This is a genomic window from Ruegeria sp. BH6, assembly GCF_056538105.1.
This window is the reverse complement of sequence record NZ_JBQFSR010000003.1, coordinates 115367-139701: the sequence shown is the minus strand read 5'-3', so window position 1 is coordinate 139701 and position 24335 is coordinate 115367. Positions and strand designations below refer to the sequence as shown.

Genomic DNA, 24335 nt, shown 5'->3' with positions numbered 1-24335 from the left:
CCTCTCACTCATGGCGGAGTAGCTCAGTTGGTTAGAGCAGCGGAATCATAATCCGCGTGTCGGGGGTTCAAGTCCCTCCTCCGCTACCAAAATCCCCTTAGAGATAAAGACATTACGTCCTGTGGCCAAAATCCTCTCTGCAGGTTATCCACCGGGACCGCAATGGGACAGCAACCCGGCGGAAGGGATTCTAACGCGGACCTAACTGATTGTCCTGTCTATAAGATCGAATCCTCGGTCAGTCAGCATGCAGAACATCCTCAGAAGATGCTTGCCCGGTAGGTCTACGTCTTGGATGCGCAGGTGATACCAGTGTTCATCCAGTTGCTGAGCAGCTCTTTGCGCTCGGGACTTTGCGACCGCCGCTGATATTGTCCGCAGCGAGAAGGATATTTTTTCGGTGGTATAGTGGTGATCGAGGTCCTTCGGGACCCGTCGCGTGAAGTAGAAGACCCCTGCTTTCACAAATGAGAAGGGAACGGTTTTGTTCTCCAGCATGTACTACGCCCTTGGTCAGCTCCAGTTAAAGCTGAAGGGAAACAGTAGCTTACCTTTTGGGAATGGTGCCCGGGGGCGGATTCTTTTCACAATTAAAAACAACGACTTAGAAGTCATGCTACACTAATTATGCTACACTTATGCTACAGTTTCCAAACCAAACTACTCCATGAGCAAAGCCAATACGATCCAAAGCTGTAGCATAACTCTGTAGCTACTTTTTCTAGGAACGGGCTAGCCGGGAATACCCCAGAATCGGACTTGCGTCATTTTAGTGAAGCTTTTCGCATCAGGAATTGCCCGGCTTTAGCTAGATTGCTTTTCATGCGGCCATCTGCAAACCGCCCAATCTGAAAGTTCACTCGAACGGAGTTCGAACTCTTCGTGGTTCCATGTAGCGAACTTTTCGGCGAACTCACGTGTGCTTTTAAACTTCGAATCCTTTGCGAACCGCTCCTGCTTCTTCGAGTACGCCTGGTTACCCATTGAAGCGTTCATCTTCCCCGTACACGGCAAGAGGTTTGCAAGGGCATCAACGTCGTTTGCTATGTGTTTTTCTCCATAAGCAGCTTTCCATTCTGGACCTGGCTTTTGCGGTAGAACATGTTCGATAGTTTCAACGCAGTGAAGCTCATCTCCGCCTCTTGAGGAATCAAACTCTATTAGGAAATACGGTGTGATTGCCGAACCATATAGCGGTCTGGATGCGACAGCCCGCTTCAGTTCATTCGCATCAGGCCATACGACCGTTTTGTGGTCGCTGATTGCTACCGTGACTGTAGAGCCTGAGATGCTCCCCTTTAGATCAGCCCAAAGTCGCTTGAATACGGCATGAAGGCCTGTTGGTTCGTGCCCGGCCAACGCTCTCCTAACCAAAAAACTCTCAACAATGTCCAATATCTCTACAGCAGAGCTCTCGGAAACTTCTTCATTTATTACTGAGCGGCCGAGGCGCATTGTAAACGGCAAGATGGAACTCGGAGCGCCCAGAGCTGAAAGTCTGGTGTAACGGGTCGCGAGGTCGGGAGAGAATTGGCATTCGTTTTCTCCATGCAAAGTGTCGAGAAACGGTCTGCGATACTCATCAAACGCTTCAATGATTTTGGTAGGATCATCTTCGGCATTCCAATGCTGTCGCAAGTAAAAGAAGACTTCCGACTTTTTTAAGTTTGGGTCGGATATTAGTGCATAAGGGAACAGAAACCTTTCGAAGCTATTGACCCCATTGTGCTCAAATCGAGCAAAAAATGGCTGCCAAACCTCCTCGTCTATTCGTTCAATTTTCTCTGGAGGTTCATCCGATATTTTCCTGAATATCTCATTGCGTACGAGATCACTGATGCGCATCGGTTCTTGTTTTGAGTTCAGGCTATCAAAGATTTTAGGCCCATCTGTTGGATCAAGTACGTCTATTTGAACCACTGTAAAGTCATTCAGGAAGACGCCATAAATTGCTTGAACTCGATCCATGCCTCCCTGGTCATATTCTTCCAAAAAAAACCGCTTAAACCTATTGTAGTTGTTTCGCAGAGCGCCACGATTTGCGCCATAAGATGGAAGCGGATTCAGGTCATAGGGTTTAAGTGCATCAATATATTTCTGATCAGACTTCAGGTCTTCTATAACGGCTCCCATCATCGAGCGATCCAATCGGCTTGAATGGATACGAAGATTTGATTTGTTGAAGTCCCGGCCAATCTGCAAGTAGTTTTGGGTCAAGCTCGCCGCTTGGTCATATTCTCCCTTTGAAGACAAGACCTTCACCAAAGCAGCAAGGAACAAAAATGCGGTCGTAAGACGTTGCTGACCATCAATTACCTCAAAGACTTTTGGGTCGGTCGGGTTTGCCCGTCTTCCATGTACAATTACAGCACCAAGAAAGTGTTTATCACTCTGTCCATCCACAACATTCAATATGTCTTGGAGTAGGTTTTTGGCTTTGTCGGGTGCCCACCTGTATTCACGCTGAAAGAAGGGTATCAAGTACAATGATGTCCCAATAGAAAGTAGATCGCCTATAGAAGTTTCCTGCGAATTCGTAGTCAGCCTAGTCACGTAATCTGCCCCAAAAATTTGGTGTTTCTTAATTCAAGCCGTTCATTCAATCCTCTACATGACTGTTGGCTTGATAGTTGAGCGCAACCTAGCCCAAGCTCATGGCCCACGCAAATAGCGTGTGGTCGCGTGCGCTAAGAGAGTGATTACCCTGTCGCTTAATTGCGAGTTTCATTCTCATTTGTTCAAGCCTTACATCGAATTCGATTCCACGTTTGGGCATCGAACTCACAAGTCAAAACACATTCCAAAAACGGATTTCATGCTACACTTGTCGCGCCGAAATTCACATTTCGGTTTAATCCCTTGAAGTCACAACCGTTTTCGGAACCGATTATGCTACAGTTATGCTACACATTTTCGGCTGTTTTTCGAAAGGTCGCCATGTAAGCCTTTGATATTAAAGATTAAAATTTTGAGATATGGTGCCCGGGGGCGGAATCGAACCACCGACACGAGGATTTTCAATCCACTGCTCTACCCCTGAGCTACCCGGGCACGGGAACGATGTTCATCGTTGGGTGGAGGCCTTCTATGACTTGCCACAGGCAGTGTCCAGAGGCTTTTTTAGATTTTTTCAGTGTGGACGCGATTGCTCGGTTTGACCTTCGGATCCATCGGGGTCCAAGTCCTCTTCCCGCTGCGACGGAACCGCGTATGAGCCGTTCAACCACTTGGCCAGATCGAGGTCAGCACAGCGTTTTGAACAGAAGGGGCGGAACTTGGTTACCGTGTCTTCACCACAGATCGGGCAACTCATTTCAACACCTCCGTCAGTGGAATACGGCCGCGTTTGCGTTGCAGTTCGTAATGGCCCAATGGTGTCCAACCCGCCAGGGTGGTTTCAATTCCATCTGCCTTGAACGCGGCGCGCAGGGCTGATTCAAAACCGCGCCGATCTTTCTTGGGCATTGGGGCAAGGTCCAAGGTGATTTGCCCGCCCAGACCCCGCACGCGCAACGCACGTGCCAACACCTTGGCGCAGGCGAAGTTCGCCTTGGTTCCGGCGGCCATTGAGGTGTCGGATCCGGTGTTTACATCCACTGCGACCAAGGCGCGTGTGGGCTGAATATACAAGTGCCCGCCGCCCGGAAGCGGCTCGGAAATACCGCGCACCTCGTCCAACGCATCTAACACGCCCTGTGTTTCAAAGCTTCCGTCCTGCGTCACCACTTCGGCCGGGTCGGTCCAGTCGCGCCAGGCCAGAACGTGAGGGCCATCGCCCTCCAACAACAGCTCGGGTTCGGTTCCCGGATCATTCAAAACCTGATCGGCATGGGCCAGCATGGCGTTGATATCCTCGGCGATCTCGCCCGCATCTTCACCCAGACAACAAGAGCGCAGAATCAGGCCATAAGTGCTGCCGTCCATGCATTCATGCGCAATCTCAAGCAGACGGTCGCGCTCGTCCTCGTCACGGATTGAGCGTGAAATATTCAGACCTGGCGCTTCGGGTGTGACAATCGCATAGCGGCTTTTGAACAGGATGCGATCTGTGACTGGCAGCGCCTTGCCCGGCTCTGCATAGCCAGTGATCTGCACCAGCATCAGGGTGCTCGGGGCCAATCCCTTCACCTGCCGCAAGAAGGCCGGACCGTCGGGAGTTGTCAGGAACATGCCACCCTGCCCTTTGACGGGGCGGTCGGCACGGGCGCGATAAATCGTGCCCGGTGCGGGGGCACCCCCTGCGATCAGGAAATCATCCAGCTTGCCATCCACCATTAAGGCGGCAGCTTCGCGGTTGTCGATATGATCCAGAACGATGGTGCGGCCCTTCATGACACCTCACGATACAAAGGATAGCCGATACCCTGCAAAAGGGCGGCAGTTTCAGACAGGGGTAGCCCTACGATGCCGGTGAACGAACCTGAAATCCAGGGAATGAACGCCCCGGCCGGACCTTGAATGGCATAAGCACCTGCTTTGCCCTGCCAGTCTCCGGTTGCCAGATAGGCATTGATTTCAACGTCCGACAGGCGCTTGACCTTGACCTGCGAGACCACATCACGTTGCAACACCCGATCGCCACGTCGCACAGCGACCGAAGTGATCACGCGATGCCGCCGACCGGACAGCGCATGTAGGAATTCGGCCGCCTGCCCCGCATCTTCGGGCTTGCCCAGAATGCGACGGCCAAGCGCGACGGTCGTATCCGCACACAGGGTGACATCATCGCTATCCGCCTGAATAGCCTGCACTTTTGCCCGCGTAATACGATTACAGTAAGGCACTGGCAATTCGCCTCTCAAAGGCGTTTCGTCAATGTCGGGGGCGCGAATTGCATCGGGCTGCACGCCAAGCTGGGCCAGCAGGTCCAGCCGCCGTGGGCTGCCCGATCCTAAGATAAACGCCATTGCGGCAGGCGTTACTTGAAGCGGTAGTTGATCCGACCCTTGGTCAGATCATAAGGGGTCATCTCGACCTGAACCTTGTCGCCGGCCAGAACACGGATGCGGTTCTTGCGCATCTTGCCTGCCGTATGTGCGATGATCTCATGGCCGTTTTCCAGCTCGACCCGAAACGTCGCATTAGGCAGGAGTTCCTTCACGACACCGGGAAATTCGAGCGTATCTTCCTTGGCCATGTTGTCTCCATCATTACGTTGCACCCGCAGAATCTACGGGGATGTGCGCTTAAATGAGCCCATTTTGGGCTTATTTCAAGGCCAGAATCACCTAAAGGCGCGATAATGTGACGGAATCGACTCGCGGCGACTGCTCCTCCCAATGAGTGCGGTTCAGAACATGCCCATCGGTGCGAACTTCGGCAATTGCTGAAAGGTCGATATCCGCATAGGTCCATCCCGGCTGGTTCAAAGCGCCTTCCGCCAACACACCAGTCGCAGGAAACCCCTTGTCGGGTGGGCCGAAAATGCCGCCGGTGCCGGTATTCTTGTCCACCGCCTCGGACCAGTCATTGTCCCCGACCAGAGACGCCATCACCGTAACGCATTGATTCTCCAGCGCCCGTGACATCGCGCCGATCCGAACCCGCCAATAGCCTGCCAAAGCCTCGGTACATGAGGGGACCAGGATCAGATCGGCCTCGCTCAGCGCATGGCCCAACAGGGGAAATTCGCTGTCATAGCAGATCAACACGCCGATCTTGCCCAACGCGGTATCGAATAGTTTCAGCGGTCCGCCCGGCGCGATATCCCAGTCTTCGCGCTCAAAGCGGGTCATGATCTGTTTGTCTTGATAATCCTGCCCACCATCGGGCGCATAGAGTGCTGCACGGTTTACCGGTCGGCCCGGCCCATCCACAATCGGGGCCGACGCGCCCAGAATGTAGATCTTGTATTCCTGCGCAAGACGCTGATGCAGGACCTGCGCCGCTTCCATCCGATCAGACACTGCCCGGATCGAACGCTCGAGATCGCCCGCGACGTCGACCCCATCCAATGTCGACAACTCCATCGCACCGTATTCAGGAAAGACCAGCAACTCAGCCCCCTGTCCGGCGGCGTCTGAGACCCAGCGGCCTAGCTTGTCCTCATACTGCGCCCAACTGTCGAGCCAATCGAGGTTATAGGCAGCGGTTGCGACTTTCATTTTTTGAAACCCAAATCTTTTGGTCACACGACAGTAGATTGCAAATGGATAGCCTGTACAGCTCAATTGAACCAAAAGTAAGCGCGCCAGCCCGCAAGTTACCCAGTACGGAGTTGGTTTGGACGACCCAATAAACCTGCATTACTGTCCAGATTTGCATTAACCAATTTCGGCAACGTTACCAAGCTGTCAAATCGGACGCTGTCGGCAAAATTGTAAAGCACCTTACCGGCGCGTAATCTGGCGGTGTTAGACTGTGCAACACTCAACTGATGCTTAGGGTTTTTCATAACGGGAGAAATTGACATGCCTCATTACATTAATCACTTCACTTGCTCGGCGGCGGCATGGCCAAAAGACCGCGAGGGGGAGATCGCTGCGTGGACCGATATGGTCGGCGATGCCAGCGAACTTGTGGAAGGGGAAGGCCCAGTCAAATTCACAGGTTGGATAAGCAATACTGAGGGCTATGTTCTCCTTGAGGCGGACTCCAAAGCCGAAGTAATCGGGATCTGTGCGCAATTCTGGCCGCTTTTTCACAATGACATCATGGAAATTGTGCCAACTGCAGAAGCAGGACCAGCAATTTTGGCTGGCGTAAAGCGAGGGTGGGAAAAGAAGGCATAGCACTTCGTTCTGGCGACCAACAGTTTCCCCTGAAGATCGGAAAGGCCGGCCAATTTGCGGGATTACTACATGCTAACGGGTCAGCGCCATCTGTTAGATATCCCGTATCCAGAACTGCAGCGGCTTCAGCGTCTCGCTCTCTTCGCCAATATCCTTCCAGGAAAACTGCGCGATTGCTCCGGGCAGCGGCTCATATCCCCGCGCCCGCCAGAAGGCGTCCAGCGGCCGGTAGTTTTCGGGCCGCATCGGGTGATCCGCCGGGCGCTGTACGCCGCAAAAGGCGCATTTGCTGAAACCTAGTGCGCGGGCATGCTCCTCACGCAGATCGAAAAACTTATGGCCAACGCCCTGACCGCGATAGTCGGACAGCAATACAGATTCCGCGCAGTAGAAGATCTGCGACAGATCCAGACCGGTGCCCTCAAACGCCGCCGCGAAATCGTCGGCGTGGTCAGTCAGCGGTGCCCCGGTTGACGCGCCAATCAGGCGATCGCTGTCAAAGGCGCCGACGACAATTGCTTTGTCGCTGTCACGATAGGATTGCAGATATTTCCGCTCATATGCCAGATCACCATCATAAAGGTAGGGCCACGCCCGAAACACTTCGATCCGCAAGCGCGCCACGTCGTCCAGAGCGGCCTCTAGCACCGCACCGGTCAGGGGGCGGACGGCGGTGACCTCAGCCACCGAACACCTGCTTGGTCCAGTCTGCAAGATTGTAGAAGGTGGTGACGCGGGTGATCTTGCCATCCTTAAGGTCAAAGAACGACCCCGCTGGCAGGCGGTAGGTCTGACCGTGGGCCTCGGGCAGGCCCTCGTCAGTTTCCAGATAGGTGCCGTTTACGATGAATTCGGCCGCTGCACGTGTGCCGCCCTTGGCCTCGAAAACCACGATATCAGTCAGGTTTTCGCGATAGCAGCGGTTCATGTGATCGCAAAAGGCCGTGAATTTCTCTTTCCCGACACGAATTTGACCTTCGTTCACGTGATGGGCCACATCCTCGGACAGGCAGGTCAACATGCCCTCTACATCGCCGGCGTTGAAGGCATCGAAATAGGTTTGGACGGTCTGGTTCATGGTCACTCCGTAGGTTCGCCCCAGCGGTCTTTCAGATGCTTGATGATCTGATCGCGGGTCTGTCGGTAGTGATGTAGCTTTTGTTCGCGATTCTCGCCCAGTCCAGTAGGGTCCATTATTGGCCAATAATCGACATCCAGATGAAAAACCCGTGTCAATTCCAGCGCCTGACGCTGACTGGCGGGCGACAGAGCCACGACCAGGTCGAAGGAACTAAGATCGTCGCCCCATTCCTGCATCTCATCAAAGGACCGCGAGCGATGCCGGGACAGCTCGACGCCGATCTCGTGACAAACGGAAATGCAAAACCCGTCAATCTCAAGGTCGTTATGGACGCCAGCAGACTGTACATAGGTGCCGGTACCATAGAATTTCTTCATGATACCTTCGGCCATCGGAGACCGGACCGAGTTGTGGTCGCAACAAAATAGGACCGACTGCGGCAGAGGCTTCACGCGTCAGCCCCCAAAATGCAACACGCAAATCAGCGTGAACAGACGGCGGGCGGTGTCTGTGTCAATATCCGCCTTTCCTTCCAGCCGCTCCTGCAACACGCGGCTGCCTTCGTTGTGAATTCCGCGCCGGGCCATATCGATGGTTTCGATCTGGCTGGGTGGCAGGTTCTTGACCGCGTTGAAATAGCTTTCGCAGATCTGAAAATAGTCTTTGACCACCTGCTTGAACGGGCCAAGCGAAAGGTGGAACTCGGCGGCTTTTTCCTCAGCCTCGGTGGCGATGTCAAAGACCAGACGTTTTTCACGGATCGACAGTTGCACGTGATACGGCCCGTCCGGCGCCGTGCGCCCGTCCCGTTGAGGAAGGGTAAAACTGTTGTCTTCCAGCAGATCATAGATGGCGACCTTGCGCTCTTGCTCGATCTCGGGGGTCGGCGGCGGCAGGTTTCGATCATCCAGTTCGATATGTGAAATGCGGGTCATGTCGCGTGTGGTCCGTTCAGTTCAGCACAGACCTATAGCAATGGTTTTCATTGAGCAACGCACAGAAACGCCATGTGCCATAGGTCTTTGCGTCAATTCAGCCCGTTGAGGCGGGCCGTCACCGACAGACCGTGCGCCTCAAGGCTTTCGGATTGCGCCAGTTGTTCCGCCGCAGGGCCAATGGCGCGCAGCGCGTCGGGCGTCATCTGGCTGAGCGTGGTACGTTTTAGAAAATCCATCACGCTGAGACCGGATGAGAACCTGGCCGAGCGCGCGGTGGGCAGAACGTGATTTGGGCCACCAACGTAATCGCCGATGGCCTCGGGCGTGTACTGGCCCAGGAAAATCGCACCCGCATGGATGGTTTTTTCACTCAACCCAACCGGATCGGCGACGCACAGCTCCAGATGCTCGGGCGCAATGCGATTGGACAGGGCGGCGGCCTTATCCAAGTCGCACACGGTGATTATTGCCCCAAAGTCGCGCCAGCTGGCCCCTGCGATGGCGCGGCGTTGCAAGGTTTCAAGTCGCTTCTCAACCGCTTGCGCCACTGCCTGCCCAAAGGCGGCATCATCGGTGATCAGGATCGACTGGGCGCTTTCGTCATGTTCTGCCTGGCTAAGCAGATCCAACGCGATCCAATCGGGGTCATTGTCCTTGTCCGCGATCACGAGGATTTCAGATGGACCGGCAATCATGTCGATCCCGACCTTGCCGAACACTCGGCGCTTGGCCGCCGCGACAAAGGCATTGCCCGGGCCAGTGATCTTGTCCACTGGCGCGATGGATGCGGTGCCATAGGCCAGCGCTGCAATCGCCTGCGCGCCACCGATGCGATAGATTTCGTCGACTCCAGAAAGCCGCGCGGCCAACAGGACCAGTGGATTCACCTGCCCGTCTGGCGTTGGCACCGTAATAGCCAACCGCTGAACCCCCGCCACCTTGGCCGGAATTGCATTCATCAGAACTGACGAGGGGTACGAGGCCAACCCGCCCGGCACATAAAGCCCGGCTGCCGACACCGCCGACCAGCGCCAGCCCAGTGTCGCCCCGACTTCGTCGGTCCATTGATGATCCTCGGGCATCTGTTTTTCGTGATAGGCGCGGATGCGCTCGGCTGCCAGTTCCAGCGCGGTGCGGTCCGCATCCGAAACCTGCGCAACCGCAGTGTCGATTTCCTTGGCGGAAAAGGCCAACGTACCGGGGGTCAGCCCAAGCCGGTCGAACTTGGCGGTCAACTCTATCACAGCCGCGTCGCCACGACTGCGCACATCATCGATGATTTGCGCCACGGTGGCATCCACATCCGGGCTGTCCTCGCGCTTGGCTGACAACAGCGCCTGAAAGGCGGTTTCGAACTCGGACGACGTGGTATCAAGGAAAACGGGCATGATCAGGCACTCCGGGGCGTTTGATGGGGACATATCGCCGGGATGAGTTGGCCTCAACCCTTAGTCCTTAGGGTGCAGCGATTTGCGCATCGCGAAACAGGACACGTCGCCACGCGCGCCACATTGCCCGGTGGCCTGCCAGCCGTGCCGCCGGTAGAAGTCCTGCGCGGTTTTTGTCGCCTCTAGTCTGGCATCGAATTGACCCGAGGCAATCAGGTCTTTCTCAAGCCGGTGCAGCAGGACGGTCCCTAGGCCACGACCGAGATGATCCGGGTCGATGTACAGCAGCGTGATTTCGTCGTCGCGCAAACCGCCCACGGCGGCAACCTGCCCTGCATGTTCGGCCAGCCATATGTGCGCACCCGCCACGATCCAACCCCGGATGGATGCAGGGTCCTTGTTTGCGGTCCAATGCGCGATGGCCTGTGGGTCGCCCCGATGATCCGCGACACAAAGCTGGGTGATCGATCGGATCAACACCCGACTCAGATCGAACACATCAAAAACGGTTGCGCGGCGCAGGGATACTCCAGCTGGAATCTGCGAGAATGCCTGTGAAATGCCGCGCTTGTTCTGCATTTATTCGGGGTGATGCGGCGCCTGACCCGAAGGGGCCTTGTACGGCCGCGTCACATCCTTGAGCGTGGCGTCCAGTGCTTCGACCTTGAGCCGGATGGCGCCATCCCCTGCCAGCGTCAGCAAAACCTGACCCGCCCCGTCCTCGCCTGCCTCAAAATCAATCGACAGCAGGGACATCACCATGTCCTTGTCGCTGCGGTCGATGCCCTGACTGGCCACCGACAGCACCGAATCGAACACCAGAACCGCCTGAACCCGCTCAAACGGACGATCACGGCGTGTCGCGGCATCCTTATCTTCCCACCGAAAACGGTTCAGCAGCAGGCCGAACCGGCGCTGCGAGGGCTGCCATGTTATCTCGGTTACAGGAAATACCGCATCCTGCGCCAGGGTCGAGATCACCTGCAGATCCTCTGCATCCTCGGCACCCAGATTCAGAGGGGCCTCGCGCCCGTCGTGGAAACTTGCGTCTGTCATTGGCCCTTGATCCGTTCTATTTTTGCACCCACGCCTTCCAGCTTGCGCACCACATGCTCATATCCGCGGTCCAGATGATAGACCCGGCTGACCGTAGTTTCGCCCTCAGCTGCCAGACCCGCCAGAATCAACGAGACTGAGGCCCGCAGATCCGTTGCCATCACCGGCGCACCTTTCAGCTGATCCACACCTGTAACAGTGGCCGTGCCGCCATGCACTTCGATATTCGCGCCCATGCGCACTAGTTCAGGGGCGTGCATAAAGCGATTCTCGAAGATGCGTTCTTCCAATACCGCGGTGCCTTCGGCCGTACACATCAACGCCATCATCTGCGCCTGCAGGTCAGTCGGAAACCCCGGAAAAGGCTCGGTCACCACATCCACCGAGGTCACGCGCCCGTTCTTGCGCGCCACTTTCAGACCCTTTTCGGTTTGCGTGACGCTGACACCCGCCGCGTCAAGCTTGGCAGCAAAGGAGTTAACCAGCGACATGCGACCGCCCAGCAACTCTACTTCACCACCGCAAATGGCCGGGGCCAGCATATAGGTGCCCAGCTCAATCCGATCGGTCACAACCTGGTGGGTTGCACCGTGCAAGCGATCAACGCCCTGAATCTCGATGGTCGAGGTCCCCTCGCCCGAGATTTGTGCGCCCATCTTGCGCAGGCATTCAACCAGGTCGACGATCTCAGGCTCGCGCGCGGCATTCTTCAGAACCGTGGTGCCCTTGGCCAAGGTGGCCGCCATGACGATGTTTTCGGTCGCGCCCACGGATGCAAAACGCATCTCGTGGACTGCGCCTTTCAACCCGCCGGATGCTTTGGCGTGCAGATAGCCGTCCTTCAGCTCGATCTCAGCGCCCAGCGCCTCAAGCCCCTCAACGTGCAGGTCCATGGGTCGCGCGCCAATCGCACAACCGCCAGGCAGCGAAACCACCGCCTGCCCCAACCGCGCCAGCATCGGACCCAACACCAAATTGGACGCACGCATCTTGCGCACGATTTCATAATCCGCAGTGTGGCTGGTCAGATCATGACTCGACATCGCGATCACCTGCCCGTCCTGCAGAGACGACACCTCAGCCCCCAAAGACTGCAGCAATTGTGTCATGGTCTTGATGTCGCTCAGCCGCGGCGCATTGGTCAGCGTCAGCGGTTCTTCGCTCAGCAAGGTTGCGGGCATCAGCGTCAAACACGCGTTCTTGGCCCCCGCAATCGGTATCTGACCGTTCAGCGGCCCATTGCCCGTCACCAGAATCGAATCCATCTGCTCTTATCCCTCGTCCTTTTCGGCATCGTTATCCGAGCTTGCGCGCGCCTTGGCCTGCGCCTTGCGCCGCGCCATATTCGCCTTCAGCGCCGCCTTCAGCCGCTCTTCCCGAGCGTCCGCGGATTTGCCATGTTTTTTGGGTGTATTTCTATCTGCCATAATCTTTCTCTACAGGAGGTGAAAAAAACCGTCCAGAGACCCTTGCGCCCTGTTTCGTTTGCGTCTAATCACCCGCCCACAGCGCTGCTGTAGCTCAGAGGTAGAGCACTCCCTTGGTAAGGGAGAGGTCGAGAGTTCAATTCTCTCCAGCAGCACCATAAAATCAAAGGCTTATAGAATTGTCGGCGTGCCCCCACAGGGGATAGGCGACCACATGGGGGCCATCGCACGGGATTCCTCATCCGATGGCTACGTTGCGCCGATTGGCTTGAGCATTCGATGATAGGCTGCACCTAACTGACGAACCCGCCCCCCGGCCTACCCCCTCAGTCAGCCCTGCGTGTGCTATTGAGGCTCGCCGACTTTGCGGGCATGATTTTCAAAGGACCATCCTCTCTTAAGTAAAGCTCTAGGTGTTCTTTGAAGGCTGTCGAATTGGGGGTTCGGGACGAATGCCCGCTTCAGCCCGACAGGGGACGTTCACACAAGGCGGAGCTACGTCCGAGGTGCGGACCGAGCCGCCATCCACTTAGCACAAGGCAATGACCGCTCTTAGTCCAAAGCGGACACCAAGATGTATTGCGCTAAGTAAGCGCGTACAAAACGCAAAGCTGACCTTAGGCAATTTCTTTGAAATCACAATTGATTTTGCTGCGAATGACTCAGCAAAAAGGCAAAGATCTAGTGTCAGATTTTGATTCAGCTGCTTTTCTCAATAGTGTCGGAAAGCAGAAAATTATTGATCGCAAGTCGCCAATCATTAGGGTCAAGGTTGCAGAATGAAACTCTTGTATCTCCTTCACGGTCACGTAACCCATCAACTTTACTGGCGATCACATTGCGCTTCGCGGCAAGCGCTTCGTCCAGCACAAGTCCATAAGCCTCCCAACGCGAGGGAATCGCAATGATATCGACGGCTTGATAAGCTTCTGCCGGATCTTTGGCGTGACCCCGAAATTCGATGCGCGGGTCACCCTCAGCCAACGCCTCAAGGTATGACCTTTGACTGCCTTCGCCAAAGATCAACAAGCGCGCGCCTGGCGTTCGGGTTGACCGAAAGCCTTGGATCAGGATGTCGAAGCCTTTCTGCTGCTCAAGCCGCCCGATGGCGCCAATTGTGGTCTTTGACTTGGGAGGCATCGTCTTTCGTGACAACTGCTCAAGATCAACGGCCGGAGGAATGACGGCCAGTTTTTCTGAAGCAGCTAGGCGTCGTTCTTGCATCCAGTCCGCCTGCGCATGGCTGACCGCCACCAACTGATCGAAGAAGGAATAGATCACCCGAAGCATCGCAAAAAACCGACGTTTGTGAGGGACATTCAGGGTGGTGAATGCCCGGGTGTAACTGTGTTCGACATGGACAAGTCGATTATTAACATGCATTGCGCGAAGGGCCGAGAACGCAGGCAGGCTTCTCCAACTTGGTGCGACGTGGGACACGATGACATCCGCATCCAGTTTGCCCCAAGAAAACGCGGTCCGTTTGACCTTCAACACCTTTTGCTCGATCGCGCCGGAAAGATCTGACTGCGCCAAAAGATGGTCGAGCATTCGCATCACGCCGCCCGCTGTCGTGTCGTCTACCAGGTGGAGGACCTTTTTCTGTTCCATGATGATGCCTCTCTCAAATCGATTGCAGTTTGGATTTCATTTGCCTCAGCCGGGTGATCGGGCCGGGTCCAAACGTTTTCAACACAAGGGCCGCGGCGAAGGTGCTGAACGACTTCACAGGTTCCTCAAGCACCGGGCGGAGGCTTTCCTGGACGCTTCGCGCAAACAACTCCCAAGCTGTGTCCCGGTCGAGGTTGGTGATGGCCCGCCGTGCCAGATAGCGTAGCTGATAGGCCCGCGCTGAGTGTTCGTGCTGGGCAAAAAACTCAGGGTTAATCGGGCGCAACTTCGCGACCAACCGCTCCCACGCCTCCAACTGGCGGTCCAAAGCCGCTGACAGCCCGCCTGCATTGATCCGGTAATAGGTTAACAGCCCCGGAACGCCTTCGATCTGCCAATCGGTCGTCAACATCAGCCGCATCCAGCATTCTATATCTTCGGACTGCCTGAACGTCTCATCGAAGACCCAATCCCGCTCGATCTCAAAACTCGGGCGGTAGGCCAGAGCCTCCAGTACCGTCTTTCGAATAACGGCCGCCGATCCATTGCCGATTGGATTGCGGTTCAGAACATGGGCTGAGGTCACATCCTTCAGGCGGGGTGCTTGTTTGATCCCCATCATGAACCCCGCCTCGTCGATCAAGGCACTGCCGGAGAAACTAACTCCCACATCCGGTTCGGCCTTGAGATGGTGAATATGAGCCGCCAGCTTCTCGGGCATCCACAGATCGTCGGCGTCGCAAAAGCCGATGAACGTACCCCGCGCGGCAGCGATGCCAGTATTTCTGGCCCCCGCCAGCCCACGATTGGCCTGCCCGACAAGTCGTATGCGCGGGTCGCCTTGGTGCGCGCGGGCAATCTCAGAGGTCGCGTCCTGCGATCCATCGTCGACAATGATGATTTCGAAATCGTCATAGGTTTGCGCCTGCAGTGAGGCGAGCGTTTCGACCAAGGTTGCTTCGGCATTGTAGGCGGGTACGACGATGGATGCTGTGGGCATGGTGATCTCCTTCAGAACTCTTAAGAAAACAACGCACGTTTGATCGCTTGCGGGAGGATCGGGGCCAGCGCGGCCCCTGCGGCGGTAGGCAGTCCTCGGCGCAGGGGCAGCAGGAAACTGCGCGCATGCAGGCTCAAGCCTTTGCGTGTGTAAGACAGGGCCTGACCCTGATGCCCCAACCGCAGCGCCCGGCGGGCAAGATAGCGCAAATAGACGGCCTCGGACGACCGCAACGGGAACACGCCAAAAGACGCAGCCGTTTTCACCGCATAGGCCCGCCCAGCGCGCATTGCGTTCAGGTCCGAGGACAAGCCCCCGGATCTGGTGCGATACCAGACCTGGAACTGATTGACCCCTTTGACGGTAAACCCCTTGCCTACGAGGCGGATTAACAGCTCCAAATCTTCGTTATGCACCGTTCTCGTGTCCAACCCGCCAATGGCGTTGAAGACCTCGCGACGGATCGAAAGATTCGACATGGTGCAGACGGGATTCTCAGCCAACAGGTCCTGAATGTTCAGTGGTGCGCTAGGAACGGTCGAGCATGTCTGAGAATCTCCGAGCTGATCGGCGAAGAACCCGATCTGCCCAAAAACAGCATCCGTCGAAGAGGATTGAAAGGCTTCGTTAAGCTGCGCCAGCTTGTCCTTGTGCCACAGATCGTCTGCATCACAGAACGCCAGCATGTCTCCCTTGGCCAGTTCGGCCCCATAGTTGCGGGCGGCACTTGGGCCATCGAAGGGGCTGCTTGCGACCCGGATACGGGGGTCTTGGGCAATGTGATCCAACACGATAGACAGGCACGCCTTCGAGGGACGGTCGCCGACGCAGATCGCCTCCCATTCCGTGAAGCTTTGCGCGCGAATGCTGGTCAGCGTATCAGCAATTGTGTCCGCATCGGTGTGAAACGGCACGATGATGGTAAAGCGGGTCATTGGAAGCCGAACCTCTCTGTTGTCTTTTGATCCCGAGGCAGCAGCACCCAAGAGGCGATCAACATGAGGGCAGCACTGGTCATCAGGTATCCCATCGCCACTGGCATCAGCCCGAACGGGGCCATGATCGCGGTGTTGAGGATCAATGCGAATGCAAGGGCCGTGCTGACTCGTAGCTCGGTGATCGCGCGGTTCTCGGACCGCAGCCAGCCGGCCACGGCGGACCAGATGACGCTGGGCAATGCGGCAAGGCACAAGACCGAGACCACCGGTGAAATCTGCTGCCACTCAGCACCCAGCAGCAGCGGCACGTAGACCGGCGCAAGGGCGGCTTGCAGCAAAACCAGCGGGGACAGCACCAGGAGGGACGTACCGAGCCCATGACGCAGCGCCTTGGTCTTGTCCGGGGCTGCGCAAAGATGTGGGAAAAGAACGACTGAAAAGGCCTGCGTGAACGATGTCGCCAAGCCGAGTCCAGCGTTGAAAGCCATGAAGTAGATGCCAAGGCTCTCGGCCCCCAGCATCACGCCGACGACAAGCTTGTCGGCCTGCAAACGCAGAACTTTGACAACCTCAACCCCCAGAACGGCCCAGCCGAAGCCAACAAACGGGCGAAGGGCGGCAAACCCGCGCTTCGCGTTTGATGCCCAGGGACGTAGACGGCGCATCAGGACCAGCCAAATCGGGGCGGCCAGCAATCGGGGCAGAACCAAAGCCAGCGGCGAGGCCCAGAGCAGCGCCAGTAGCACGGCCATAACATTTGCGCCAACCACCTGCCCTCCGGCAACAGCGGCTGTCTTTTGTAGCTTGCCCTCACGCATCGCAAGCGCGGCCTGCACCAGGCCGGCGGGCATGAACAGATACTCTCCGGCCAGAATAGCGAGCAGCAGCGCCAGGGTCTGGTGCCCTATCGCATAGAGGGCAATGGCGATGATCACCTGCAGCAAAAACAGCGCCCCGCACCAGACCCAGTAGATACGATGCGCGGTGTTGCAGCGCTGTTCCAGCTCGGACTGCGGGGCTTGGATGATCCTCTGCCCCACGCCGTTCTCGGTTAGCGCCTTTAGGATATCCCCTGCCGCGAGGGCAGCGGCAGCCAGTCCTATTGCCTCGGGGCTGAGGGTGCGGGCCACAACCACGACCACCGCAAGACGTGAGGCTTTTGCCGCCACTTCGGACGCCGCATAGGCTAGCAGGTGCCGCAGGAAACTGGAATGTGCCAATCGCTGAGTCATGTCGCCAAGTGTCCAAAAACAGTATTGGGATCAGTTCTAATTGGCAGCGACATCCCTGTCCCAGACGCGGGCGGACAGCCAGACGAACCATCGGGCGAGCGACCTATCCGATTGGGATAAACGGCAATCCCGATGCCGGTCTGACGCACATCAAGACACTGCTGTAGCTGTGGATGCAGTTCAGGAGAGTTCAAAATGAAACGACATTTTAAAGTTTTGGTTTTAGGGGCCGTCAGCGCAATTGCTCTGTCGGGTTGCAGCAGCATGAAGACCCCGCGCAACATCGAACCCGTCGCAAAAGGCGAAAGCTATCAGGCGCAGTACCGTGCCCCATCACGTCGCCGGGCAAATGCGCCCTTGCTGCAAGCGGAACATTTGAACGGGCGCGCCTGTATGCCTCCGACCGGGGATCAGGGCACAAACGCCTTTGCCAAATGGTCTAAACCCGCGCTTAGCCCTCTGCTGGGCGAGAAACTTTCGCGCAATGATATGGTGCAGATCACCATCGACGGGGATGAGCTTCTCAGCGACACCTATGTTGTGTCCCGCGATGGCGACCTGAAGCTGCCGTACCTGCCGCCGGTGCGCGCGCAGGGCAGAACGACCGAGCAGGTCGAGCGAGACGTGGCCCGGGTTCTGGTAGCCGCACAGTTCTACGACAGTACCCCGCGCGTCACGGCGCGCATCAGCGATTTCGCCTCGGTCACTGTCGGCGTGAAAGGCGCAGTGTTTGAACCCCATTCGGTCGAGATCGGAGGCATCCCCGGCGACGCGCTGGATCGAGGGCGTCAGGGCGTACTGGGTGCCTCGACCGAGGCGCGCAACCTCTCGGTCGCCATTCGTGCGTCCGGAGGTGTGCGCCCGGATGCGGATTTGTCAGCGGTTGAGCTGCACCGGCAGGGCACGATTTACCGGATGGACCTTCGCGGGGTGTTCGAAGGCTCGGATCCGACCGACATCATGCTGCTGACCGGGGATCAGATCGTGGTCAACAGCCGAGGGTGTTTCCAGGATGATTTGATGCGTCCCAGCCCGATCAGCCCGCCCGGCGTAACGCTTTATATGTCCAACCTCACGCAACCTGCCACCGGCAACGCAGAGTCGGCCATTGGACGAGACGTGCGTGAGGTACCCTATGGGACGCGCTACCTGCAGGCCGTAGTCGATACCAATTGCGTCGGTGGGGCCAAAACCACCAATGCCAATCGCAGCGCGGTCCTGTTCACCCGCAACCCGATGACCGGGAGCTCGATCGTCATTGAACGCAATATTGAAAAGCTGCTGCGACGTGGGGATCGCGATGACTATGACCCCTATGTTCTGCCAGGAGATGCGATTGCATGCTACGACAGTAAGGTGACCGGCCTGACCGAGGTCGCCCGCGCGGTTGGCATCGTCGGCGCAGCGGCGCTGCTGGCGCCCTAAGTCAATCCCTAGCGGGCGATGATTTCGCCCGCTCCCAAGCAGTGGAGACTGCAGCGAGTTTGTTAGTGATGTCTTTGTGTTCTTTGGCTGCAGTCTCTACCGCAACTAACGCCTCTCGAAACTCTTCCACGCCAAAGGTTGCTGCACTCCCAGCCAGTTTGTGACAGGCCTGAGCGATTTGATTTAAATCTGTCTGGTCAAATGCCCCGGTTTCTAGCTGTTCAACCAATTCATCCCCTTCGGCAATGAACTTGGCATGCAGGCGGGCAAAGACTTCAGGGCCGAGGCTGCCTTTCAACTCCGCTAACGGATCTGGCTGCGCATGTTCCGAAATCTGCCCGTCGGTGCGCATGACCACCGAAAGCGCCCTGCGCAGGGCATTCAGCGAGATCGGTTTGCCAATGAAAGCCGTCATACCGGCGGCGCGAAAGGTCTCAACCGCATCTGGCAGGACATTGGCCGACACAGCGATAATCGGCACATCGGTCGACTGCCCCCGACCGCCGCGAATATGGCGCGCAGCGGTTGGCCCATCCATCACTGGCATGCTGATATCCATCAGGATCGCGTCGAACCTCTGACTGCTGGCCTTGTCGACGCCAACCTGCCCGTTCTCCGCCGTAGTTACACGGTGACCGTCCAGCGCCAGCATGTTGCAGATGACCTCGAGGTTGATCTCGTTGTCTTCGACCACCAACAAGTTAAGCGGGAGAGCGGTCTCGGTATTGATCTGAGCAGCTTCTAGCAGTTGGTCGCGCGCTGACGGCTGTAACGGTATCCGCAGCCAAAAAACGCTTCCTTCGCCCAATGTGCTTTCCGCCCCCACCTCACCACCCATGGCCTGCGCGAACCTGCGGGCAATTCCCAGGCCAAGCCCGGTCCCTCCGACCGTGCGACCGATAGAGGGATCGCTGGTGTAGAAGTCATCAAAAATGGCGTCGATCTCATCCTCGGCGATGCCAGCCCCGCTGTCGATCACACGCACTTCGTAGACATGTGCCTTACCCTGACCGGAAGGTTCACATCTTTCGACCTCGATCGACACACGGCCATTTTCGGTAAACTTGATCGCATTACCCACAAGGTTCAGCAGAATTTGCCGCAACCTTTGCGCGTCAGTCGCGACATGCGGATAGACTCCGCCCACCCATTGCCACGAGATTGAATTGCCGCGCGAGGCCGCATTGCCGCTTTGACCATCCACAAGGTCCTGCAGCATCGCGTTCAGGTCGGTTGGCTCGTGCGCGACAGACAGCTTGCCGGCCTCGAACCGAGCAATATCCAGCACCGCATCCACATGATTTTGCAGAACCTGGCCCGAGATCTCCATGTTGCGGACAAACTGAGACTGCTGTTTGGTCTTGCGGGTATTCTTGAGAAGGGTGAGGTTGCCCAGCAACCCGTTCAACGGGGTTCTGATCTCATGACTCATAACAGTCAGAAAATCCGACTTGGCCTTTTCCCCGGCAAGGGCACGGTCGCGGGCCGAGACAAGCTCTTTCTGATCCGCAACGCTTTGTGAGATATCGCGGACAAAACCGATAACAATTTCCTCGTCCCCGGCCTGAGCGGATTGCAAAGCGAGTTCGACGGGAAAAACATCGCCATTCCTGCGCAACGCCTCAAGCTGAACGCGACCCTTGCCAACCACGTGGCGGTCGCCCCCGCTCTGCATCCGCTCCATCCCTTCATCATGCGCCGCGCGTAGATGCGCAGGCACAATCAAGTCGCCGATCGAATGCCCTTTGGCCTCATCTTCGGAATACCCGAAAATCGCCTGTGCAGCTGGGTTGAACTCCAGCACTTCGCCGGCGGCGTTCACCACGATCACGGCATCCAATGAGGTAGAAAGGATCGTATTCATGCGCTGGTTGGCCTGCTGGATTGCCCCACCGCGTCGATCTGCCTTGCGATTGACCACCAAGAGATAGGCGCTGACCGCGGTCAGCGTCAGAAACAATCCCCCGGACAAAACGGCCAGTTGAAACAGGCTGAGCGCGGTTTCTTCACGGCGCTGATCCGACTGGCTTGCAAAGTACGAGATCGCCGAGACCGAAAGCTCTCGCACTTTTTGAGCGATCCCCTGCGCGCCGTCATAGAGAACCGGCAGCTCCGCCTTCAACCCAGGATCCTCAGCATCGATTGTAGGCACCGAGACCTCCAGATATGCGGAGACGTCGTTCAGAGGTTCAGCGAATTTCGGGTCGCTTCGCAGCGTTTCAAACAGACGCGAGGTGTCTAGAATATCGATTCGGCTGTAAAAAAGATCGAAACGGCGCCGGACAAGGTCCAAGTTTTCTGTGCTTGGCTCTGCGTCCGATACACCCGCCTCAAGCGCGTTGAGGTAGAACAGGAACTCGACCTCGACCTGCGTCAGCGTCCATTGCACGTTATCTGTTCGGGCTGACTGCCGGTCGCGCAGGTCGGATATCACCTTGACGGAAAGCAACACGACCAAAGCAAGGGCACCCAAAACGGCGATACCGAGGAGCCCGAAAGCCCACCGGCGCCGCGAGTGGTATTGGAAATTTCTTGTCAAAGTCTAGCCCGTATCACCCACTTCATACTGTGTTGTAACCCCACGCTATTTAACGATTTCCAACCTGTCGAGTTGCCAAATGCTGCGAGAGTAAATCACCTCGGTCTGGTACTTGGTATCAGTGTCATAGGGATATACGATCCATAGAGGACCTTTCTGCCGCCGGGACATCGCCGCGCCATCCATCTCATAGGCGACAATCGGGTCCTGTGCCGATATTGAGCCCACAGGTATCTCAACCGCGTAGTCGTTGATCGCCATTGCCCGGATCGTAGCACCCTCTGCTCCGATCTGTTCCAGCAACACAGAGAGGGAAACGCCGACAAAGCTGGTCTCGCCTTCAGTCCAGATCGTCGAGGTTTCAAAGCTGCGCTGCGGTAGCGCCTGCAACATTTCCATATCGAACTGCGCCGTCCCGTCGGGGCCGGTCTGTGCGACGTTGCCCGATACGGTCAGGACGACTTCCCCTTTCGGAGTTCCCAAGTCTTCGGCTTGCGCAGGCGTCAGGCAAATGGTGAACGCCGCTGTGAGAATCGCAAAAAACAGACGCATCTCGGTCTCCATTTTTGTGACCTTAAGAAACCAGAAAGAGGTCCGTAGCGACAGATGGGCATGAGGATAAGCACCTATCCGAACGGATAGGTGCCTCGGTCTCATGCGGCGCTAGTCAGCAGATTCATGCGCTGTCGCAACATGGTTTTGAACCCGTCACGCAGCTCGGCACGTTCCAATGCAAAGACGGTGGTTGCCTCAAGAAACCCGGCGATCGACCCACAATCGAAGCGCTCTCCTTGAAAAGCGAAACCGCGGCATCCGGTCGCTTCGATATCGGCCGCGATCGCATCGGTCAGTTGGATTTCATTGCCCGCACCGGGCGCCAATCCGTCCAACTGATCGAAAATCGAAGGTTGCATCAGATAACGCCCGACAATGCCAAATTCCGACGGAGCTTGATCGGCAGTGGGCTTTTCGACCAACCCTTTCAGATGTTGCACCTGCCCTGTCCTATGCTCGATATCGACCACGCCATAGGCGCTGATCCGGTCGGATGGGACGGCTTCGGTTGCAATCATATGGCTGCCTTCAAAGTTCTGGACCATTTGCGCCAGAACCGGGCGCTGCGCGTAGATCACATCATCAGGCAGGATCACGGCAAAGGGTTCATCACCGACAATGTCACGTGCCAGAGAGATTGCATGGCCCAGACCGCGCGGGCTGTCTTGTTGGATAAAGCTATATGTCTCATCCTCAAGGTTCGTGCGGCGCAAACGGTTCAGCAGGGTGGTTTTGCCGCCATCCTTCAGTTTACGCTCCAGTCCCGAGTTGCGACCAAAATACGCCTCCAGCGCGGATTGGCCGGTTGAGGTGATGAAGATGAACTCATCAATCCCGGCCGCGCGGGCCTCGTCCACCGCATATTGAATCAAGGGGCGGTCAATCAGCGGCAACATCTCCTTGGTCACCGATTTGGTAGCGGGCAGAAACCTTGTGCCGAGACCCGCGACCGGAAAAACAGCTTTGCGAATACGTGTCATTTCAATGCTCCTAGTTTTGATCAGTAAGCGCCGCGACCTGACACGACGGCACGTGCGGTCATTGCGATGAGGATGAGGTTCAGAAGGGGCGAACGGGAGCGGACATAGGCTGTATCCAGCTCGATCATGTGGTCAAAGCCGATGCCGGCGCGGCCCGAAACCTGCCAGAGGCCGGTGATGCCGGGACGAACCTGCAGACGCTCCAGCGCTTGTTCGGGATAGGCGGCAACCTCTTCGGGCAAAGCCGGGCGCGGGCCGACCAGCGACATATCCCCTTTCAGCACGTTGAAGATTTGCGGCAATTCATCCAGCGAGAACCGGCGCAGAACCTTCCCAACGCGAGTGATGCGTGGGTCATTTTTGGCTTTGAAGCACACGCCCTCACGATCCGAATGGGTGAGCAAATCCGCACGTCGTGCTTCGGCGTCCTGGGTCATTGAGCGAAACTTGTACATCTTGAATGGCACCCCGTTTCGACCGATACGTGTCTGCCGAAAAAAGGCGGAGCCGCGACTGTCCAATCGCACTAATGCGGCGATTGCGGCCATGGGCAGGGCCAGAAGAGACAGCGCGACCACCGCCAAAGTGAGGTCCAGCAGGCGACATGCTGAGACCTTGGGAACAGAATTGTGCGCGGCACGCCCGAGGAATTCGAAATTGCCCAATAGATATCTGCGGGCCATACGGCGGGGCTCCATCGCCAACCGCCATGCCCACTCCATCCGGACGCGCCGAACACTACGCGGTGCCCGGCGCACGTTGCCAGCCAGGAAGTCAAACAAAGCACCCACGCCCAGCGCGACGCAAGGGGCCAGCCGGTGGCGGTTCTGCATAATCCACAGCTCCTGCAGCGGGACGCCCATCGCGACCAACAGGATGTCTGCGCCAGACTGGTTGATATCGTCAATCGCCTCATCAACCCGCGCGGCCCCCGCGTAGCCATCACGCGTACCAGCCACAGCCAAATCGGGGATCATGTGCTGCAACCGCGCCGCCGCCGCCTGAGCTGTTCCGGGACTTCCCCCCAAAAGGTAGACCGACTGCCCAAAACGCGCAGCGCGTTTCAGCAGTTTGGGCACAAAATCCGTGCCGTTCAGGTTCTCGGTCAACTGGACGCCTTGCAACTTTGCCGCGACGTCTACACCAATTCCATCAGGTAGGATCATATCTGCCCGGGCCAATGCTGCTCGATAGGTATGGTTGCGGGCCCGTATGTTTGCGCAATGTGCATTCAGGAAAAACACAGTCCGGCGTGTCCCATCCAGCAGTTTGGAGATCACCTGTCCGGATCGAGCGTTCACAACTGGCAGACCCATTATCTCAGTCTTTTCCAGAGTTGGTATGGGTGTTGGCTGCGCGCCTTTATACATATCTTGGACTGACAGGAACTGCATAGAACTCTCCGATCAACAATGACAATCTGTGGCTTCAGAC

Annotated in this window: 26 protein-coding genes and 3 tRNA genes; 4 read left to right on the top strand and 25 right to left on the bottom strand. The window is 56.9% G+C overall.

Annotation, left to right across the window (positions count from 1 at the left end; all coding sequences use genetic code 11):
• Positions 1-12: 12 nt before the first annotated feature.
• A tRNA-Met gene (locus ACR0B8_RS08660) sits at positions 13-89 on the top strand.
• A gap of 112 nt (positions 90-201) precedes the next feature.
• Here ACR0B8_RS08660 and ACR0B8_RS08655 read toward each other — a convergent pair.
• The 8 genes from ACR0B8_RS08655 to ACR0B8_RS08620 all read right to left on the bottom strand — a co-directional run bounded on the left by ACR0B8_RS08655 (position 202) and on the right by ACR0B8_RS08620 (position 6104).
• The gene (locus ACR0B8_RS08655; RefSeq protein WP_480658386.1) at positions 202-498 is read right to left on the bottom strand and encodes a DUF6538 domain-containing protein; all 297 of its coding nucleotides are present in this window, start codon (positions 496-498) and stop codon (positions 202-204) included.
• Positions 499-804: 306 nt separating this feature from the next.
• A complete protein-coding gene (locus tag ACR0B8_RS08650) occupies positions 805-2553 on the bottom strand; it encodes a DUF262 domain-containing protein (RefSeq protein WP_480658388.1) in 1749 nt (582 codons plus the stop codon).
• 423 nt (positions 2554-2976) lie between these two features.
• Positions 2977-3051, bottom strand: a tRNA-Phe gene (locus ACR0B8_RS08645).
• A 79-nt stretch (positions 3052-3130) separates the two neighbouring features.
• Positions 3131-3313 (bottom strand): DNA gyrase inhibitor YacG, encoded by a 183-nt coding sequence (locus ACR0B8_RS08640; RefSeq protein ID WP_170359530.1) that lies wholly within the window; start codon positions 3311-3313, stop codon positions 3131-3133.
• Positions 3310-4332 (bottom strand): ribonuclease E/G, encoded by a 1023-nt coding sequence (locus tag ACR0B8_RS08635; protein ID WP_170359528.1) that lies wholly within the window; start codon positions 4330-4332, stop codon positions 3310-3312. Before ACR0B8_RS08635 ends, ACR0B8_RS08640 begins: the two co-directional genes overlap by 4 nt.
• A complete protein-coding gene (locus ACR0B8_RS08630; RefSeq protein WP_170359526.1) occupies positions 4329-4907 on the bottom strand; it encodes a Maf family protein in 579 nt (192 codons plus the stop codon). Before ACR0B8_RS08630 ends, ACR0B8_RS08635 begins: the two co-directional genes overlap by 4 nt.
• An 11-nt stretch (positions 4908-4918) precedes the next feature.
• A complete protein-coding gene (infA, locus tag ACR0B8_RS08625) occupies positions 4919-5137 on the bottom strand; it encodes a translation initiation factor IF-1 (protein ID WP_005978431.1) in 219 nt (72 codons plus the stop codon).
• 91 nt (positions 5138-5228) lie between these two features.
• The gene (locus ACR0B8_RS08620; RefSeq protein WP_170359524.1) at positions 5229-6104 is read right to left on the bottom strand and encodes a carbon-nitrogen hydrolase family protein; all 876 of its coding nucleotides are present in this window, start codon (positions 6102-6104) and stop codon (positions 5229-5231) included.
• Between the two features lie 306 nt (positions 6105-6410).
• Here ACR0B8_RS08620 and ACR0B8_RS08615 point away from each other — a divergent pair, with 306 nt between their 5' ends.
• Entirely contained in the window at positions 6411-6731 is a 321-nt protein-coding gene (locus ACR0B8_RS08615) for a hypothetical protein (protein ID WP_170350221.1), read from the top strand.
• 93 nt (positions 6732-6824) lie between these two features.
• Here the strand turns inward: ACR0B8_RS08615 and ACR0B8_RS08610 are convergent, their stop codons facing one another.
• The 9 genes from ACR0B8_RS08610 to ACR0B8_RS08570 form a co-directional block, all read right to left on the bottom strand.
• A complete protein-coding gene (locus ACR0B8_RS08610; protein WP_226688876.1) occupies positions 6825-7418 on the bottom strand; it encodes a GNAT family N-acetyltransferase in 594 nt (197 codons plus the stop codon).
• Positions 7411-7809 (bottom strand): ketosteroid isomerase-related protein, encoded by a 399-nt coding sequence (locus ACR0B8_RS08605; RefSeq protein ID WP_480658391.1) that lies wholly within the window; start codon positions 7807-7809, stop codon positions 7411-7413. The genes ACR0B8_RS08610 and ACR0B8_RS08605 overlap by 8 nt, the downstream gene beginning before the upstream one ends.
• A gap of 2 nt (positions 7810-7811) precedes the next feature.
• Positions 7812-8264 (bottom strand): arsenate-mycothiol transferase ArsC, encoded by a 453-nt coding sequence (locus tag ACR0B8_RS08600; protein WP_170350218.1) that lies wholly within the window; start codon positions 8262-8264, stop codon positions 7812-7814.
• 3 nt (positions 8265-8267) lie between these two features.
• The gene (locus tag ACR0B8_RS08595) at positions 8268-8747 is read right to left on the bottom strand and encodes a UPF0262 family protein (RefSeq protein ID WP_170350217.1); all 480 of its coding nucleotides are present in this window, start codon (positions 8745-8747) and stop codon (positions 8268-8270) included.
• 92 nt (positions 8748-8839) lie between these two features.
• Entirely contained in the window at positions 8840-10138 is a 1299-nt protein-coding gene (hisD, locus tag ACR0B8_RS08590) for a histidinol dehydrogenase (RefSeq protein WP_226688875.1), read from the bottom strand.
• A gap of 60 nt (positions 10139-10198) precedes the next feature.
• The gene (locus tag ACR0B8_RS08585; protein ID WP_170359516.1) at positions 10199-10717 is read right to left on the bottom strand and encodes a GNAT family N-acetyltransferase; all 519 of its coding nucleotides are present in this window, start codon (positions 10715-10717) and stop codon (positions 10199-10201) included.
• Positions 10718-11194, bottom strand: a complete 477-nt coding sequence (locus tag ACR0B8_RS08580; protein WP_170359514.1) for a DUF2948 family protein — start codon at positions 11192-11194, stop codon at positions 10718-10720. It lies immediately after the preceding gene.
• Positions 11191-12459, bottom strand: coding sequence for a UDP-N-acetylglucosamine 1-carboxyvinyltransferase (gene murA, locus ACR0B8_RS08575; RefSeq protein ID WP_170350213.1), 1269 nt, complete (start codon positions 12457-12459; stop codon positions 11191-11193). Before murA ends, ACR0B8_RS08580 begins: the two co-directional genes overlap by 4 nt.
• A gap of 6 nt (positions 12460-12465) precedes the next feature.
• Positions 12466-12621 (bottom strand): hypothetical protein, encoded by a 156-nt coding sequence (locus tag ACR0B8_RS08570; RefSeq protein ID WP_170350212.1) that lies wholly within the window; start codon positions 12619-12621, stop codon positions 12466-12468.
• 83 nt (positions 12622-12704) lie between these two features.
• Here ACR0B8_RS08570 and ACR0B8_RS08565 point away from each other — a divergent pair.
• A tRNA-Thr gene (locus ACR0B8_RS08565) sits at positions 12705-12779 on the top strand.
• Between the two features lie 541 nt (positions 12780-13320).
• On the opposite strand, the gene ACR0B8_RS08560 is transcribed toward ACR0B8_RS08565, so the two are convergent.
• The 4 genes from ACR0B8_RS08560 to ACR0B8_RS08545 are packed head-to-tail and all read right to left on the bottom strand — an operon-like array spanning position 13321 to position 17402.
• Positions 13321-14232, bottom strand: a complete 912-nt coding sequence (locus tag ACR0B8_RS08560; protein WP_170359500.1) for a glycosyltransferase family 4 protein — start codon at positions 14230-14232, stop codon at positions 13321-13323.
• A 13-nt stretch (positions 14233-14245) separates the two neighbouring features.
• Positions 14246-15232, bottom strand: a complete 987-nt coding sequence (locus ACR0B8_RS08555; protein ID WP_480658394.1) for a glycosyltransferase family 2 protein — start codon at positions 15230-15232, stop codon at positions 14246-14248.
• A gap of 20 nt (positions 15233-15252) precedes the next feature.
• Complete coding sequence (locus ACR0B8_RS08550) at positions 15253-16167, bottom strand: glycosyltransferase family 2 protein (protein ID WP_226688873.1); 915 nt, start codon at positions 16165-16167, stop codon at positions 15253-15255.
• A complete protein-coding gene (locus tag ACR0B8_RS08545; protein WP_480658396.1) occupies positions 16164-17402 on the bottom strand; it encodes an oligosaccharide flippase family protein in 1239 nt (412 codons plus the stop codon). The genes ACR0B8_RS08550 and ACR0B8_RS08545 overlap by 4 nt, the downstream gene beginning before the upstream one ends.
• Before the next feature lie 195 nt (positions 17403-17597).
• On the opposite strand from ACR0B8_RS08545, the gene ACR0B8_RS08540 reads away from it, so the two are divergent.
• Positions 17598-18827 carry a polysaccharide biosynthesis/export family protein gene (locus ACR0B8_RS08540; protein ID WP_480658398.1) on the top strand — a complete coding sequence of 410 codons (1230 nt, stop codon included), beginning with the start codon at positions 17598-17600 and terminating at the stop codon, positions 18825-18827.
• 1 nt (position 18828) lies between these two features.
• Here ACR0B8_RS08540 and ACR0B8_RS08535 read toward each other — a convergent pair whose 3' ends face one another.
• The 4 genes from ACR0B8_RS08535 to ACR0B8_RS08520 form a co-directional block, all read right to left on the bottom strand.
• Positions 18829-21279 carry an ATP-binding protein gene (locus tag ACR0B8_RS08535; protein ID WP_226688971.1) on the bottom strand — a complete coding sequence of 817 codons (2451 nt, stop codon included), beginning with the start codon at positions 21277-21279 and terminating at the stop codon, positions 18829-18831.
• Positions 21280-21411: 132 nt separating this feature from the next.
• Positions 21412-21918 carry a putative pterin-binding protein gene (locus ACR0B8_RS08530; protein ID WP_480658400.1) on the bottom strand — a complete coding sequence of 169 codons (507 nt, stop codon included), beginning with the start codon at positions 21916-21918 and terminating at the stop codon, positions 21412-21414.
• 101 nt (positions 21919-22019) lie between these two features.
• On the bottom strand, positions 22020-22901 hold the full coding sequence (locus ACR0B8_RS08525; protein ID WP_480658402.1) for a UTP--glucose-1-phosphate uridylyltransferase: 882 nt from the start codon (positions 22899-22901) through the stop codon (positions 22020-22022).
• A 20-nt stretch (positions 22902-22921) separates the two neighbouring features.
• The gene (locus tag ACR0B8_RS08520; RefSeq protein ID WP_480658404.1) at positions 22922-24295 is read right to left on the bottom strand and encodes a WecB/TagA/CpsF family glycosyltransferase; all 1374 of its coding nucleotides are present in this window, start codon (positions 24293-24295) and stop codon (positions 22922-22924) included.
• Positions 24296-24335: the final 40 nt, after the last annotated feature.

Coding starts and splice junctions, on each gene's coding strand:
- ACR0B8_RS08620 (WP_170359524.1), bottom strand. CDS start 6,104: ATGAAAGTCGCAACCGCTGCCTATAACCTCGATTGGCTCGACAGTTGG.
- ACR0B8_RS08640 (WP_170359530.1), bottom strand. CDS start 3,313: ATGAGTTGCCCGATCTGTGGTGAAGACACGGTAACCAAGTTCCGCCCC.
- ACR0B8_RS08585 (WP_170359516.1), bottom strand. CDS start 10,717: ATGCAGAACAAGCGCGGCATTTCACAGGCATTCTCGCAGATTCCAGCT.
- murA (WP_170350213.1), bottom strand. CDS start 12,459: ATGGATTCGATTCTGGTGACGGGCAATGGGCCGCTGAACGGTCAGATA.
- ACR0B8_RS08545 (WP_480658396.1), bottom strand. CDS start 17,402: ATGACTCAGCGATTGGCACATTCCAGTTTCCTGCGGCACCTGCTAGCC.
- ACR0B8_RS08580 (WP_170359514.1), bottom strand. CDS start 11,194: ATGACAGACGCAAGTTTCCACGACGGGCGCGAGGCCCCTCTGAATCTG.
- ACR0B8_RS08595 (WP_170350217.1), bottom strand. CDS start 8,747: ATGACCCGCATTTCACATATCGAACTGGATGATCGAAACCTGCCGCCG.
- ACR0B8_RS08635 (WP_170359528.1), bottom strand. CDS start 4,332: ATGAAGGGCCGCACCATCGTTCTGGATCATATCGACAACCGCGAAGCT.
- ACR0B8_RS08540 (WP_480658398.1), top strand. CDS start 17,598: ATGAAACGACATTTTAAAGTTTTGGTTTTAGGGGCCGTCAGCGCAATT.
- ACR0B8_RS08605 (WP_480658391.1), bottom strand. CDS start 7,809: ATGAACCAGACCGTCCAAACCTATTTCGATGCCTTCAACGCCGGCGAT.
- ACR0B8_RS08570 (WP_170350212.1), bottom strand. CDS start 12,621: ATGGCAGATAGAAATACACCCAAAAAACATGGCAAATCCGCGGACGCT.
- ACR0B8_RS08655 (WP_480658386.1), bottom strand. CDS start 498: ATGCTGGAGAACAAAACCGTTCCCTTCTCATTTGTGAAAGCAGGGGTC.
- ACR0B8_RS08530 (WP_480658400.1), bottom strand. CDS start 21,918: ATGCGTCTGTTTTTTGCGATTCTCACAGCGGCGTTCACCATTTGCCTG.
- hisD (WP_226688875.1), bottom strand. CDS start 10,138: ATGCCCGTTTTCCTTGATACCACGTCGTCCGAGTTCGAAACCGCCTTT.
- ACR0B8_RS08630 (WP_170359526.1), bottom strand. CDS start 4,907: ATGGCGTTTATCTTAGGATCGGGCAGCCCACGGCGGCTGGACCTGCTG.
- ACR0B8_RS08615 (WP_170350221.1), top strand. CDS start 6,411: ATGCCTCATTACATTAATCACTTCACTTGCTCGGCGGCGGCATGGCCA.
- infA (WP_005978431.1), bottom strand. CDS start 5,137: ATGGCCAAGGAAGATACGCTCGAATTTCCCGGTGTCGTGAAGGAACTC.
- ACR0B8_RS08550 (WP_226688873.1), bottom strand. CDS start 16,167: ATGACCCGCTTTACCATCATCGTGCCGTTTCACACCGATGCGGACACA.
- ACR0B8_RS08560 (WP_170359500.1), bottom strand. CDS start 14,232: ATGGAACAGAAAAAGGTCCTCCACCTGGTAGACGACACGACAGCGGGC.
- ACR0B8_RS08520 (WP_480658404.1), bottom strand. CDS start 24,295: ATGCAGTTCCTGTCAGTCCAAGATATGTATAAAGGCGCGCAGCCAACA.
- ACR0B8_RS08525 (WP_480658402.1), bottom strand. CDS start 22,901: ATGACACGTATTCGCAAAGCTGTTTTTCCGGTCGCGGGTCTCGGCACA.
- ACR0B8_RS08555 (WP_480658394.1), bottom strand. CDS start 15,232: ATGCCCACAGCATCCATCGTCGTACCCGCCTACAATGCCGAAGCAACC.